Below are 14,695 nucleotides of genomic sequence, written 5' to 3'. Positions count from 1 at the left end.
CAACATGGAAATGAAACGATGAGAAGACGCAAGAGCGTACGTTGGGAGTTAAAGAGAAGATTATGGATATTACTACAATTATTATTGGATTGCTGATCGTGCTGCTGATCGGATACACTGCATTTTTCGCTTATGACCTGATCAAACACAAGGAGGAGTTTGAAGGGGATACTTCCTGGTGGAAGACTGGTGCAATCGGAGCACTGGTAAATTTCTTTGATCCGCTGGGGATTGGAGCATTTGCTCCGCAGACTGCTCTGTTGAAGTTCACAAAGCAGACAAGAGACAAGCTGATACCGGGAACGATGAATGTTGCCAACTGCATTCCGGTACTGCTGCAGGCACTGATTTTCACAACCGTTGTAAAGGTGGAGGCATGGACACTGGTTGTCATGCTGGCTGCTGCGATGCTGGGCGCTGTACTTGGTGCAGGTGTGGTATCTCGTATGTCAGAGAAGAAAATCCGTCTGGTTATGGGATTTGCACTGGCTTGTACCGCCTGCATTATGCTGGCAAGTTTATTAAACCTGATGCCGATTGGTGGAGATGCAATCGGACTGGCGGGTGGAAAGCTGGTAATTGCAGGAATCGTCAACTTCATCCTGGGCGCATTGATGACTGCAGGAGTTGGCTTGTACAACCCTTGCATGGTACTGGTATATCTGCTGGGGATGTCTCCGGATGTGGCATTCCCTATCATGATGGGATCCTGTGCGTTTCTGATGCCGCCTGCATCTGTGAAGTTTATCAAGGAGGGCGCATACAATCGTAAATCCGCACTGTCCATGGCAGTTTTTGGTTCGATTGCAACGCTGGTTGCATCCTTACTGATTAAATCGCTGCCGCTGGATGTGCTGAAGTGGATTGTTGTCTGTGTAACGGTATATACATCAACCGTTATGCTGCGCGCAGGCTTTTCCAAGGTGAAGGAGCACACGGCAGCTGCAAAGGCGGAGCCTGTGGAAATTGTAGATTAAGTAAAGAAAAGAGGTCATAGATCTCTTTTTTTCTGCTTGCACAAGAATGCTTTTATACGGATACACGCATATGGTGGTTTGCATGTGCTGGGGAATCGCTGACAGATTTTTAAAGCTCATGTGTCAGGATATGCCCATGATTGTATTGCGGTATTTTTAATGCAGAGTGTGTTATGTGCTATACTGATTCACAATGCTTTATCAGTTCCTTGTTCTTAAAAGAGCATTTGATGAACGCAGCAAGTAATTCGTATAGTGGGGTAGGTGGTTATCGTTTTGTACTTTAAGAATATTCAATTTAAGCTGTATGATTATAGATTCGCTGTAAGAAATAGCTTTGAGGATAAATAAGTTGCAGTATTGCCATAAGATTGCTGTCAAGCACAGGTCTCTTATAGTATAATAAATGCAGTGAGGACAGGTGTAAGGAAATGATAAAACATGTTGTATTTGATATAGGAAACGTATTGATGACATTTATGCCGGAGGCCTATTTTATCCGGTGGTTTCAAACAGAAGAAATAACACATAGGATATGTGAACGGATTTTCACGCATGAGGCATGGGAAAAATATGATCAGGGAATCTGGATGCTGGAGGATCTTTACGAAGTATATCATACCGCATATCCGGACATGGTTGAGGAAACGGATATCGTATTAAAGAATTGGCTGCAGCTGATGGAGCCGATGCACGAAAGCATTGCATTTCTGCGGGAAGTAAAGAGCAGCGGGTATGGTGTGTATATTTTATCAAATATCAGTAAGGATTCTGCGGACTATTTGAAAGAGACACAGGAGTTTTTCCCTTTGGCGGATGGTGCGGTTCTATCTTATGAGGAGAAAACAAATAAACCGGATCCTCATATTTTTGAGGTCCTGCTGCAGCGTTATCACCTGCAAAGCGGGGAGATTCTCTATCTGGATGATAATAAACATAATATTGAACAGGCTGCACGCATGGGGATTCATGGTATTCTGTTTACGGGTGAGGAATGTCTTGCTGAGGCGAGAGCGCTGTTGAAAGAGGGAAGCTATGTTAAAGAATAATCAGGTGGTTACCGGCATCATTCAGGGAATGGATGAAGCACATAATGGTATTTTGCGCTGCGGAAAGGATATTGTGCTGGTACGTCATGTTATGAAGCAGGAGGAGGTACGCGTTAAAATTGTAAAGCGTATTGCCAAAGGCTATATCGGGGAGGTTTTGGAAATTAAGAAAGCTTCCTCTGACCGTGTTCCTGTACAATGCCCGATTTATGCACGCTGTGGAAGCTGTCAGCTGCTGCATATGAGTACGCAGGGACAGCAAAAATTTAAAAATCGCAGTATGCAGGAGCTGTGCAGGAAAGCGAAGGGATTAAGGCTGCAGACAGAGGATATCGTTAGTATGGAAAAGCCCTGGCATTATCGCAATAAGATGATTATCAGCTTTCAAAGGGATAAGCAGCGGCGTATACAGGCCGGATTTTATGAGGAGTTTTCGCATCGTATTATTCCTTATAAGCAATGTCTGCTGCATCCAAAGGCTTGCGACGATGTTGTAGCAACCATTGTGGAGCTGATGGGGAGGCTGCGGATAGAGCCTTATGAGGAGGATACGCGAAGAGGTCTGCTGCGGCATGTGGTTTTGCGTTATGGTGCAGTGAGTAAACAGCTAATGGTTGTTCTTGTGCTGAATTCCCCTGTGTTTCCGGCAAGGAAGAATTTTATACAGGAGTTAAGGAAGCGGCATCCGGAAATCACGACTATTGTGCAGAATGTGAATACGCGAAAAACAAGTGTGGTTTTGGGTGATGAGGAACGGGTGCTGTATGGCCCCGGGTATATTGAGGATGTATTGTGCGGGATGACCTTCCGTATTTCTGCGAAGTCTTTTTATCAGATCAATCATGAGCAGACGGAGGTGTTGTACCGGCGTGCTGTTGAGCTGCTGAAGCTGAGTGGAAGGGAAACGGTACTGGATGCGTATTGCGGTATTGGGACGATTGGGATGTATGTTTCGCAGTTTGTAAAGCAGGTGGTCGGGGTTGAAATCAATCGCGATGCGGTGGAGGATGCGAGGATCAATGCCAAAATCAATGGGATCTCCAATATCCGTTTTGTTTGTGAGGATGCCGGTCGTTATATGACAAGGCTTGCGGCTGAGAAGAAGCGGCTGGATGTCGTGATTATGGATCCGCCAAGGAGTGGGAGCAGTGAGGAATTTATCAAGAGTCTGGTGCGCATGAAGCCGAGGCAGGTATTGTATATTTCCTGTAATCCGCAGACGCAGGTGCGCGATTTGCAGATGCTGGAGCGTATGGGGTATCGGGTAGATGGAAATATGGTACCGGTGGATCTTTTTCCGCATACATTTCATGTTGAAAGCATTGCTTTGCTGTCTAAGATAACATAAACTATTATTAAAATCAGATATCATATCTTTTGTGTATCACGGATATGAAATACTACAATTATGGATATACTTTTATTTTATAGAAATAAAGAAATGAAGATGATCAGAAAACAGTGGATCCCACATCATATACAAAAGCTAACATACTGAAAATTATGCGAGGCATCCAAGCGCAAGAATAGAAAAGGGAGGCAACTATGAATATTATTGAAATTGAAGAAAGAACTGCGACTCTTATACAACAGCTCCTTGAAATATGGGAAGCTTCCGTTAAGGCAACACATCATTTCCTTTCTGTAGATGAAATCGCGATGATTAAAGAATATGTCCCAATGGCAATACAGGAGATTCCGCATTTAATAGTTGCGGTTAATGAACAGCAGATACCGATTGCCTTCATGGGCGTTGCAGGTCATACGCTGGAGATGCTGTTTGTCTTTGCAAAGGAACGAGGACAGGGGTATGGGAAAGCCCTGCTGGAGTATGGAATGAAAACATATGCAGTTGACAAATTAACGGTAAATGAACAGAATCCTTCAGCAAAAGGCTTCTATGAGCATATGGGCTTCACCGTATACAAGCGAAGTGATATGGATGAACAGGGCAATCCCTATCCTTTACTGTACATGAAGCTGGATGCATAATCAGCTTGCCCGTCACAGCTATCATAAATAGCTGCAATATGCAAGCTTTGCTTATCTTCTTCATTTGTAAAGCATGATTCTACACTCAGATAACCTTCTTATACCATGCATAAAACACCATTCGAAACAGGAAAATGTCACACATCATAAAATGCTCTTCGAAAGCTTCGTGCTTTTTCAGAGCATGAACAGCTCTATTCTTTCGCAAGCTAAACACAGCTTCATAGATTTCCCTGTATCATTTGTATAAATTCATTTCATATCTGTACCTGCATACCATATAGAAAATTCAGAAAAGGGGAGATAGCGTGAAACTACGTAAACAATACACATGTCCATTAGAGTTAACACATGATATTACTAAGGGAAAATGGAAGCCAATCATATTGTGGCAGCTTGGCAAGAAAAAGCAATCTCTGTCTGAATTGAAAAAAGAGATTATAAATATTACACAGAAAATGCTGATTGAACAACTAAAGGAATTGATCGAGTATGGAATGGTAGACAAGCAAACATATGACGGTTATCCCCTGCATGTTGAATATTCGCTTACCAAACGTGGAGAACAAATGCTGATGGCAATTGAAATCATGCAGGCTATCGGCATGGAAATGATGCTTGAGGATGGCCGTGAGGAATTTCTAAAGGACAAAGGACTTTTATGAGTACTTTCAATACATAGTTACAAAAAAGTGGGTACTGTACAGGAGGAGAAGGTCAGGCTACAATAAGGAAAAGGATGGTGATTGTTATGATGCGAGACAGTGAAGCAACGATTGGAAAGCTGATTGATAAACAGAGCGTTGCATTTATCAGCTCCGTAGATCAGGATGGTTTTCCAAACACCAAAGCAATGCTTCCACCGCGAAAAAGAGTGGGAATACATACATTTTACTTTACCACGAATACATCTTCCATGCGAGTGGCACAGTACCGTAAGAATTCCAAGGCTTGCATTTATTTTTGTGATAAACGCTATTTCCGCGGAGTGATGCTGCTTGGAACAGCAGAGGTCCTTGAGGATCAGGAAAGTAAGGATATGATATGGAAAGAGGGCGATACCATGTATTATCCTAAGGGTGTGACAGATCCGGATTATTGTGTGTTGAAATTTACAGTAACGAAGGGGAGGTATTATTCTAATTTTCATTCAGAGACATTTGAAATTCCCTGCGCAGAAAAAGAATGATATAGCTGTATGTAGGATATCACATTCTGTTATTAAAAGAGCAATTTTCACGATGGAGGTATTCTACTACAGTGCAAGCAATAAGAAAATGGTTTTGTACAAAATTAACTGTACATTGCCTTTTTTGTTTTATATAATGAACATTATAGAAAGTGTAAAGGCTGGGACCGTCTAACACAGCACGCCGTTAAAAAGCATACACAGCATGCGACAACAAATGAAAGCATTACATTGTAGATTGAATACAACAAGGAACTTACAGACTAAAAGCAGCTTAGTCAACTATAAAAAGGAGGTATGTATATATGAGTAGTTCATACAGAAATAACAACGATATAAGAAAAGCGCTGTTGAATGAAAGCACTGTACAGATAGTGAGAAGGATAACAAGAGAAACGATACAGGCAATTTATCCGCATTATTATCCGAATGGAGCTGTTGATTTTTTCCTATCACATCATAAGGACGCAAATATTCGCCTTGACATCAAATCCGGCAGTGTCTATCTTCTATTCGATGATGAGGAAAGAGCAATTGGTACTGTTACAATCAAGGCAAATGAAATCTGTAGACTCTTTGTTTTGCCACAGCATCAGAAAAAGGGGCATGGACGCAGTCTTATGGAATTTGCAGAGCATGCGATTTTTTCACAGTATGATCGTTGCACACTGGATGCATCCCTTCCTGCAAAGGCAATCTATCGTAAACGTGGTTATCAGGAAACTGAGTTTCATGTGATCCAGACCAGCTCCGGAGATTTTCTTTGCTATGATGTAATGCAGAAGAAAATGCAGAATGAATAACACGGATCTTTCTCGAATCTGGGTATATGGGAAGCATAAAATACAAAATAATCGATGTTTTATATCTCATATCCTTCTTGTATCTTGACGTGAGAAAGAACCAGAATAACTGGCAGCTACAGAGGATATTTAAATGAGTACGTAGCATATCTGCTGCCTTTCTTATGATAAAGAAATTTACAGATATTATATATACAGGTATTTGTACAGAAAGCTTCACAGGCATACATCTTATATATCAATAGCAGTGTTGCTTTGATGAGGGGAAAAACAGCACAATATCATATTTTCTATACAAATGTTAAAAATCTTTGACAAGCTTCCAAAAAGCTTTGGTAGAAATAAAGCAAGGAAATAAGATATGATTACAAGCGAAAGGAGTCAACATGGACTTAGGAAAAAATATTTTGAAATCACGAAAAAAGCTTCAGCTTTCACAGGAACAGCTGGGTCAGCTGGTCGGAGTTACACGACAGACGATATCAAACTGGGAATTGAATGAGACCGTACCCGACGCACGGCAGCTGCTAGCTCTGTCCAGAGCCTTGCAGATTGGTATTGACGCACTTGTTGATAATGATATGCAAATGATGTTATCACAAAATGAACATGGCGGAGAAGCAGATAAAAAACGTGATTCTTCCAAAAGAATCCTATCTGTCCTCACAGTGATGATACTTCTGTTGATACTCGCATTCATCTCTGCCAGTTGATTAGGATGCAGCTATATGAAATTAGATAACACAAAGGGAACTACTATTACATGGATTATAATATTTACAGCGGCAATTGCTGCTGGAAACTTTGCGATGAAAATACTCTATGCCTTTGATTTGAATGTATGGATAGCGCGATTAGCCGGTGCTGTCGTGACTGCCATTTGTGGTCTGTTCCTGCAGCATACATGGATCGATCGTAAGAAGGGTAGCAAACCTTCTTAACATAGAAGTGGCGAGAGGAAAGAAACTATAAAGAAATGAAGGATGCGTAGTAAAACAGCCCTTATTCATTTTTGGATATTTCTATTTACGATTGCAGGGCTAATACCGTTGGTATCTGAGGTAGTGTACCCTTTATGCAGTCAGGAAATTCACAATCCCCTTTTTGAATAAGAGCTATCAGATTGCATGCTTCTTTTTTTTCAGCTTGTATGATACCATATATTTATATAAATATACCTGTATAAGGAAAATATGTGGTGACTTTCTATGGAAAATGTTGAGGAGGAATTATATTGAAAGCAATCTTGATTGTAGATGATGATATACATATCGGAAATCTGTTAGAGGAGCTTCTGAATCGTGAGGGTTATCTTGTATTTCGTGCCTACTCCGGTACGGAAGCAGTGCTTTTTCTAAAGGATACAACACCGGATCTAATCCTGCTTGATCTAATGCTTCCTGGTCTTAGCGGAGAAGAACTACTGCCATACAGCAAAGGCATTCCGGTTATTATTGTCAGTGCAAAAATCGATGTAGACGATAAGGTATCTCTTTTACTTAATGGAGCTGCTGACTATATCACGAAACCGTTTCAAACCAAGGAGCTTTTAGCACGAGTGGCTGTACAGCTGCGTAAAACAGACATACCGATAGCTTCCTCTTTGCTGGTATTTGATGAGATAACACTCAATACGGATACCTATACAACCACTGTACAGGGAATAGATGTGAAATTAACCAAAACCGAATATGCAATATTAAAGCTGCTGCTTCAGCACCCAGCACAGGTGATTACAAAATCGGTTTTGCTTGAGGGCATCAGTGCAGATACCCTGGATTGCAGTGAAAGCTCATTGAAGATGCATATTAGTAATCTTCGCAGAAAATTACGGGAAGTGAATGATCAGGACTATATTGAAGCCGTATGGGGCATTGGCTTTAAACTGAAAAAGTCGTAAATTTACGATTTCTTTACGGCTTCCTTTACCATTTTCTTTACCTCTTCCTGCTAGAATATACAGTATCATAATAAGGAGGATAACAGAAATGGAATATGTACTTAAAACAAATATGCTGTGTAAGCAGTATGGTCAGTTTCATGCATTGCGTGGAGTCACAATGCAAATCCCAAAAGGTGCTGTATATGGCTTTGTTGGAAAAAATGGCGCCGGGAAAACAACACTGCTTCGCTTGATTTGCGGTCTACAGCATCCGACATCCGGTGATTATATGCTGTATGGCAAAAAAAATACAGAAAAGGACTTTGCGCGAACAAGGAGAAAAATCGGAGCAGTCATAGAATCACCAGCTATTTATCTGGACATGAGTGCTGAAGAAAACCTAAAACAGCAATATCGAATCCTAGGATGTCCTTCCTTTGACGGTCTGCAGGATCTTTTGACACTGGTGGGACTAGGCAATACAGGAAAAAAGAAAAGCAGAGATTTCTCTCTTGGGATGCGGCAGAGGCTTGGAATTGCCATTGCCCTTGCACAGGATCCGGATTTTCTAATATTGGACGAGCCTGTGAACGGATTAGATCCACAGGGAATCATTGAAATACGGGAATTGATAGGAAAGCTAAATCGGGAGCATCAGATTACCGTTTTGATATCCAGCCATATTCTTGATGAGCTTTCGAAACTGGCAACACACTATGGCTTTATTGACAATGGCAGTATCATAAAAGAAATGAGTGCACAGGAGCTGCATGCAGCCTGCCGAAAATGTGTTCATATAAAAGTAACAAATATCAAGCCGCTTACCCACATACTGGATTCCATGCGAATGGAATATAAAATCATATCAGAAACTGAGGCTGATATATTTGCGGAAATCAATGTGACGAGGCTTGCGTTGGCCCTGAATAAGGAGGGGGCTGAAATAATTTCAATGAGCGAGCGGGATGAGAATCTGGAAAGCTATTATATGAGCCTGGTAAAAGGTGACTGCTATGCGTAGACTTCTATATGCCAATTGCAGCCGCTTATATGGTAGCAAAGCATTTCGTGTAACTTTGATATTGATGCTATGTTTGGAAGGTATCCTTAGTCTTTTACTACTGAGTCAGGATTCCACACGTATAGATCTCGCCTTATTTGTTTCCATACAGGGGATTGGCAGTATTATCTCTGTTAGTCTCAGCCTCTTTTATGGAACAGAGTATAGTGATGGAACCATACGCAATAAGCTGATTGTCGGACACAAAAGAACTGATATATATCTGGCAGGCTTTCTTAGCGGTGGTATGGGAATAACCATGCTTTATATGCTTTGGATTCTGGTCGGTATGATCTTCGCTGTTATCATGCAGATACCGGTAATGAGTACATTCAAGTGTGTTGTGAGTGGATGCATAGGGTGGCTTGCCTGCATTTCCTATTGTGCCATTTATAATATGATAGGCATGCTTTCTTCCAGTAAGGCAAAAACGGCTATTATTTGTATACTGAGCGCTTTTTGCTTGATGTTTGGCGGATTACTATGCTATTCTCTGGCCCGTCAGGGCTTATTATCCGAACCGATGAGGATGCTGTTTGAAGTGCTTTTTGATATCAATCCATATGGACAGATTTTTCAATTTATGACAGTAGAGCTGTCTGTATTATGGCGGCTAGGAATATATGCAATTCTTGTGATTGTTTGTGTGAATACATGTGGAATAGCTGTATTTCATAAAAAGGATATCAAGTAAAGGAGATGTGAAGAATGCTGTTACCATGGATATTATGCGGGATATTGGTGCTGCTTATCAGTATGCTGTTCTTAAAGCTGTTGTTGTTGAGAAAGGATTTAAAGGAAATCTGTATAGGACTTACAGAGTATACGTGCAGTTCATCCAATACCTTGCTTACTGTTGCATCAAATGATAAGCAGATCAGAAAACTTGCGGCGGTTTTGAACAAGCAGCTTGATCAGCTTCGCAAGCAGCGCCGACAGTATATTCATGGAGAGAACAAGCTGAAGGAATCTGTAACGAGTATATCGCATGATCTGAGAACGCCTCTTACAGCAGTCTGCGGTTATCTCGATTTGCTGGAACAGGAAGAAATATCAGATACTGCAAAACGTTACATCCAAATTATCCAAAACAGAGTCGAGCTGCTAAATCAGCTTACAGAGGAATTGTTTGAGTATACGGTAACCCTACTGTCAAAAGATGATACAGATACAGGGGAGGTTGTAGTAAATGAGCTTATAGAGGAAAGTATAGCGGGCTTTTATGCGGTCTTAAAAGAGCAGCATATCGAGCCGGTCATTAAGCTTCCACAAAAGAAGATAAAGCGCGTACTATCGGCCTCCAAGCTTTCCCGCGTGATGATAAATCTTTTACATAATGCCGTTAAATACAGTGATGGTGATTTGCAGATCATGTTATCAGAGCAAGGCGAAATCATATTCGCCAATACTGCGGCAGAGCTGGATTCTATTCAAGTAGCGAAGCTGTTTGACCGTTTCTATACCGTTCATAATGCAGAAAATACGACAGGGCTTGGCTTGGAAATATCACGTACCCTTATATATGAAATGGGAGGGAGGATGTATGCAGAATATAAGGAGAATAAATTATATGTCCATATTCTGCTTCCTCAAGTGAAGGCTGAACATCACTCATAGCCGCTACAGAACTTGTATAATTGCAGAAAATACCTGTACATCTCCTTTCTTGTTGACTATAATTGAAATGATAGCACACTGCTACAAGCAAAGCGTTCGTAATATTTATATAGGGAGAAACCAGATGAACAACATAAAAATAGCGTTTTTTGATATTGATGGTACACTGATTGCTATGGATAGGGACACAATGAGTGAACTGATGGAGGATACACTTTTACAGCTACAGAAAAACGGAATTATCCTCTGTATTGCGACCGGACGACCGCCTCGCAGCGTGCCGCAGTTTCCAAGAGTGAAATTTGACGCTTATCTGACCTTTAATGCATCCTACTGTTTTACTGCGGATACCGTCATATTCAAAAATCCGATACCTACAGAGGATGTACACAAAATCATAAGCAATGCAAAAGCAATACAACGCCCGGTAGTACTGGCGAATGTTGAAAGAAACGGGGCAAATGGCAGAGACCGTGATATTGTAGACTATTTTGAAATATCCAATCAGACAGTCGATGTTGTGGATGATTTTGAAAGGCTCGCCGATGAGGAAATCTATCAGATTATGCTGGGTGGAACCAAAAAGGAATATGCTTCAATTTTACAGGGAGTTACAGGAGCTGAAATAACTGCATGGTGGCCCCGTGCAATGGATATCATACCCTACAACGGAGGAAAAGGTCTGGGCGTCAGAAAAATTCTGGAATATTACCATCTGTCTAAGGATGAGGCGATTGCGTTCGGTGATGGAACGAATGATATCGAAATGCTGCAGGCTGTGGGGTGTGGTGTTGCCATGGGAAATGCAAGTGATGATGTGAAAGCGGTAGCTACAGACATCTGCCCGCGTGTGGATGAGGAAGGAATTACGCAGTACTGCAGGAAGCACCATCTGGTGTAAGGGGGAATCTGCTCAGATTATAACTGAAACAACATAAGGAAGGGTGGTTTCTATGGAGCTTATAAGAGCTGTCTTACCTGTTGCCGTAACAGGAATTGTGGCGGTCATCATGATTCTGATACTGAAGCACAGAAGAACAGCAGGGAAGCAATATGCGAAAACGTATATGGCAGAGGGACTCAGCCTTGGGATATGTCTGGGTGCAGCACTTGGGTCTGCCCTAGGCTCGGCTTACCTTGCTTATGCGATAGCGTGCTGTATGCTGCTGGGATTCATTATTGGGATGCGGATTGAGAAATAACAGCAGTATTAAAGGAGGATAAAAGAGAATGGAGAACATGATTCGTGTGGGAGTCGGTGTGTTGATTGTGCAGGATGGCAAAATTTTGTTGGGGCACCGGGTACGCAGTGGCGCGGATACCGGTGGTATTTATGAACCGGATTCCTGGTGTCTTCCCGGCGGTAAGCAGGAATACGGGGAAACGCTGTTTGAAGCTGCTGTGAGAGAAACGAAGGAAGAAACGAATCTTGATATTTCAGATTTAAGGATATTCAGTGCGGCGGATGATATTCAGCCTGGAAAGCATTTTGTCACAATACAGGTAATAGCCAGAGCCTGCAGCGGTATGCTGCGCGTCATGGAACCAAAGAAGCAGGATGAATGGAAATGGTTTGCTAAGGAGGAGCTGCCGACGCATATATACTCCCCCTCAAAAAAATTTATAGCTGCCTATGTAAAAGAACGGGGCAGTGAGCTTTCATAGGATTCCGCAAAGAAGGAGAACATCATGATAAAATCATATCTACATATAGCCGTGATGGAAGGAATGAAGACTGATACAAGCAGACAGCCTGTTGCAGTATGCCTGCATTCAGTTCATGGAGACTCGTATTTACCAAGCAGAGACAGGAAGCTGTTTAGAAAGGAGCTGCCAGCATGAGCCTGTATTTTAAAATCTGCTGCAGTCTTTCTGTGGGCATCGCTGTTGGAGTTTTAGCCGGTGGACTGAAACGGGCTTTACGTAAAAAGCAGTACACACAAAGACAGATTGATAAAAGTAAGAGAGTGATACACAAAGCTGCAGCCATCCTGAAATACATCACTTTTTGCGTTCTTTTGCTTGGCTTGCTTTGGTGCAGCTACTTCCTTGTGCTGGGAATATTGGAACCGGAAATGGCAGAGTATGCGAATAATATGTCAGAGCTGATCGTTGCAGTATTGAGCGTCATATCCATTATGTTTGCCTTTGTGGAATTTCTAAGGAGAAAGGAAGCTTAAAAAGGTAACCTAAACAGGCAGCTGTATTCACCGGTCTCTGAAGCTAACATGCTGTGGTGTATGACGTAGCTTTGTATAGGAAGCTTTCACTGCTAAAAAAACACCTCTTTCTACCATGCGGGTAAACGGTATGCAGCTTTCATAAAAAACATGTCAAGGTAAGCTAATGAAAATTTCCCTGCAGGAAATGATATCCTCTGCGATCAGTCAAAGGCGTCTATACGCTGAAGAAAATCACAATCTGTGGATTTGAATATTATGCATTATCAAATTGCGTAAGGAAAGCTGCTTTGCCTCGTATTCTAGTAACATCCATATTTCATAATAAGAAAAGGAGATTGCGTATGCTTTATAAAACAACGGTTGCTTCACCTTTAGGAAATATAACGCTGGCAAGCGATGGCATAGCGTTGACAGGGCTGTGGTTTGAAGGTCAGAAATATTATATGGGAACATGGAAAGAGCCTGCTGTAGAAAACAATGACTTGGCGATTTTTCATCAGACAAAACAATGGCTGTGCGCATATTTTGCCGGGAAGCAACCCGACATGGGAGAACTGTACCTTAAGCCAGCCGGAACTGTATTTCAAAAAAGAGTCTGGGAGGAGCTGTTGCGGATTCCTTATGGAGAAACTAGAAGCTATGGTGATTTGGCTGCCAGTTTGCAGATAAACAGCGCCCAGGCAGTTGGCAGTGGAGTAGCACATAATCCAATATCCATTATAATCCCCTGTCATAGAGTAATCGCAAAAAATGGTTCTTTGACGGGCTATGCCGGGGGAATTGAAAAGAAAAAATATTTACTGCAGCTAGAACAGGTGGATATGTCAGGTATGTTTTCACCGGATAAGAAAACCGTTTTATAGCGTATAAAAGAAAGCAGTGCAAAGACTATTGTGCTTTTTGATCCTGTTTGATTCTGATACGGGATCTTTTTACTATACGCATTCAAAGGAATGCATGCATTTGACAGTATGTAATAACCTGCTGAAACTCAAACTGCATATATTTTTATGAACTCCAACAGATGAAACAGAGAGCAGATTACGGGAAATCCTGATCCAACGCAGTACTCATATCGGTAACGATTTACTTTACCAATGCTGCAGGAATTTGTATATCTGGTATAATGGTTAACGGATGTTAACGAAAGGAGACAGCGTATGAGTAAACACAGTATAAGCATTGATTCGAAAGCATGCATCGGATGCGGTTTATGCGTTACAGACTGCCCTGCCAGTAATATTGTATTGCAGGATAAAAAAGCCTCTGTTATCGAGGATACCTGCATCATGTGCTCACATTGTGTAGCTATATGTCCCAAGCATGCGGTCAGTATCACAGGATTTCCAGAGGAGTCTGTTGAAAAAAGCACAATGCTTCGTCTGGATCCCCAGGAAGTGCTGGAGGTAATCCGTTTTCGCCGCACGATTCGTCAGTTTCAGAAGAGAAAGATCGACGATGCTGTTCTTGCACACATTCTGGAGGCTGGCCGGCTAACCCATACCGCAAAAAATCTGCAGGATGTTTCCTATATCGTTTTGGATAAGGAACGTGCGCATATGGAACAGCTGGCAGTTCAGTTTTTCCGAAAGCTGAAGCCGTTTGCAGATCGTTTCAGCTCTATGGCAAAAAGGACGACCATTCACGATCACTTTTTCTTTTTCAATGCACCGATAGCCGTGCTGATCCTTGCAAAGGATGAAATAAACGGAGCACTTGCGGCACAGAATATGGAATTTGTTGCAGAGGCTCATGGTCTGGGCGTTTTGTACAGCGGATTTTTTACGATGGCCTCCAAATATTCCCGCCGTCTGCGTAAGGCTTTACAGCTTCCAAAAGGAAAAAAAGTAGTCACAACCCTGGTGCTTGGCTATCCAGCTGTACGATATCAGCGCAGTGCACCGCATGAAGCTTTGGATATCAGCTATCGTTAGGAGGATATA

Annotated in this window: 19 protein-coding genes; all 19 read left to right on the top strand. The window is 41.9% G+C overall.

Features of this window, described 5'->3' with window-relative positions:
- Positions 1 to 62 precede the first annotated feature (62 nt).
- The 19 genes from GKZ87_13940 to GKZ87_13850 all read left to right on the top strand — a co-directional run bounded on the left by GKZ87_13940 (position 63) and on the right by GKZ87_13850 (position 14,686).
- Positions 63 to 977, top strand: a complete 915-nt coding sequence (locus GKZ87_13940; protein ID QSI26506.1) for a TSUP family transporter — start codon at positions 63 to 65, stop codon at positions 975 to 977.
- Positions 978 to 1,408: 431 nt separating this feature from the next.
- Entirely contained in the window at positions 1,409 to 2,026 is a 618-nt protein-coding gene (locus tag GKZ87_13935) for an HAD-IA family hydrolase (protein QSI26505.1), read from the top strand.
- On the top strand, positions 2,013 to 3,374 hold the full coding sequence (rlmD, locus tag GKZ87_13930; protein ID QSI26504.1) for a 23S rRNA (uracil(1939)-C(5))-methyltransferase RlmD: 1,362 nt from the start codon (positions 2,013 to 2,015) through the stop codon (positions 3,372 to 3,374). The genes GKZ87_13935 and rlmD overlap by 14 nt, the downstream gene beginning before the upstream one ends.
- Before the next feature lie 197 nt (positions 3,375 to 3,571).
- Complete coding sequence (locus GKZ87_13925) at positions 3,572 to 4,018, top strand: GNAT family N-acetyltransferase (protein QSI26503.1); 447 nt, start codon at positions 3,572 to 3,574, stop codon at positions 4,016 to 4,018.
- Positions 4,019 to 4,326: 308 nt separating this feature from the next.
- Positions 4,327 to 4,683: a transcriptional regulator gene (locus GKZ87_13920; protein QSI26502.1), complete on the top strand. Its 357-nt coding sequence runs from the start codon at positions 4,327 to 4,329 to the stop codon at positions 4,681 to 4,683.
- 89 nt (positions 4,684 to 4,772) lie between these two features.
- Positions 4,773 to 5,207: a pyridoxamine 5'-phosphate oxidase gene (locus GKZ87_13915; GenBank protein QSI27975.1), complete on the top strand. Its 435-nt coding sequence runs from the start codon at positions 4,773 to 4,775 to the stop codon at positions 5,205 to 5,207.
- 305 nt (positions 5,208 to 5,512) lie between these two features.
- Entirely contained in the window at positions 5,513 to 6,010 is a 498-nt protein-coding gene (locus GKZ87_13910) for a GNAT family N-acetyltransferase (protein ID QSI26501.1), read from the top strand.
- Between the two features lie 386 nt (positions 6,011 to 6,396).
- A complete protein-coding gene (locus tag GKZ87_13905; protein QSI26500.1) occupies positions 6,397 to 6,723 on the top strand; it encodes a helix-turn-helix domain-containing protein in 327 nt (108 codons plus the stop codon).
- Between the two features lie 15 nt (positions 6,724 to 6,738).
- Positions 6,739 to 6,951 carry a hypothetical protein gene (locus GKZ87_13900; protein QSI26499.1) on the top strand — a complete coding sequence of 71 codons (213 nt, stop codon included), beginning with the start codon at positions 6,739 to 6,741 and terminating at the stop codon, positions 6,949 to 6,951.
- Between the two features lie 287 nt (positions 6,952 to 7,238).
- The gene (locus GKZ87_13895; GenBank protein ID QSI26498.1) at positions 7,239 to 7,910 is read left to right on the top strand and encodes a response regulator; all 672 of its coding nucleotides are present in this window, start codon (positions 7,239 to 7,241) and stop codon (positions 7,908 to 7,910) included.
- Between the two features lie 88 nt (positions 7,911 to 7,998).
- Positions 7,999 to 8,913 carry an ATP-binding cassette domain-containing protein gene (locus GKZ87_13890; GenBank protein QSI26497.1) on the top strand — a complete coding sequence of 305 codons (915 nt, stop codon included), beginning with the start codon at positions 7,999 to 8,001 and terminating at the stop codon, positions 8,911 to 8,913.
- Positions 8,906 to 9,646, top strand: coding sequence for an ABC transporter permease (locus GKZ87_13885; protein ID QSI26496.1), 741 nt, complete (start codon positions 8,906 to 8,908; stop codon positions 9,644 to 9,646). Before GKZ87_13890 ends, GKZ87_13885 begins: the two co-directional genes overlap by 8 nt.
- Positions 9,647 to 9,660: 14 nt before the next feature.
- Positions 9,661 to 10,569 (top strand): sensor histidine kinase, encoded by a 909-nt coding sequence (locus GKZ87_13880; GenBank protein QSI26495.1) that lies wholly within the window; start codon positions 9,661 to 9,663, stop codon positions 10,567 to 10,569.
- 124 nt (positions 10,570 to 10,693) lie between these two features.
- A complete protein-coding gene (locus GKZ87_13875) occupies positions 10,694 to 11,470 on the top strand; it encodes a Cof-type HAD-IIB family hydrolase (protein QSI26494.1) in 777 nt (258 codons plus the stop codon).
- 52 nt (positions 11,471 to 11,522) lie between these two features.
- Positions 11,523 to 11,771, top strand: coding sequence for a DUF2700 domain-containing protein (locus tag GKZ87_13870; GenBank protein QSI26493.1), 249 nt, complete (start codon positions 11,523 to 11,525; stop codon positions 11,769 to 11,771).
- A gap of 28 nt (positions 11,772 to 11,799) precedes the next feature.
- Positions 11,800 to 12,234 carry an NUDIX domain-containing protein gene (locus GKZ87_13865; GenBank protein ID QSI26492.1) on the top strand — a complete coding sequence of 145 codons (435 nt, stop codon included), beginning with the start codon at positions 11,800 to 11,802 and terminating at the stop codon, positions 12,232 to 12,234.
- Positions 12,235 to 12,407: 173 nt separating this feature from the next.
- Complete coding sequence (locus GKZ87_13860; protein QSI26491.1) at positions 12,408 to 12,749, top strand: transporter; 342 nt, start codon at positions 12,408 to 12,410, stop codon at positions 12,747 to 12,749.
- Between the two features lie 344 nt (positions 12,750 to 13,093).
- Positions 13,094 to 13,615, top strand: coding sequence for a methylated-DNA--[protein]-cysteine S-methyltransferase (locus GKZ87_13855; GenBank protein QSI26490.1), 522 nt, complete (start codon positions 13,094 to 13,096; stop codon positions 13,613 to 13,615).
- A gap of 297 nt (positions 13,616 to 13,912) precedes the next feature.
- Positions 13,913 to 14,686, top strand: a complete 774-nt coding sequence (locus GKZ87_13850; protein ID QSI26489.1) for a 4Fe-4S dicluster domain-containing protein — start codon at positions 13,913 to 13,915, stop codon at positions 14,684 to 14,686.
- Positions 14,687 to 14,695: the final 9 nt, after the last annotated feature.

This window comes from Erysipelotrichaceae bacterium 66202529, from assembly GCA_017161075.1.
Classification (GTDB): Bacteria; Bacillota_I; Bacilli_A; order Erysipelotrichales; family Erysipelotrichaceae; genus Clostridium_AQ.
This window is presented reverse-complemented; position numbering and strand designations above follow the sequence as displayed.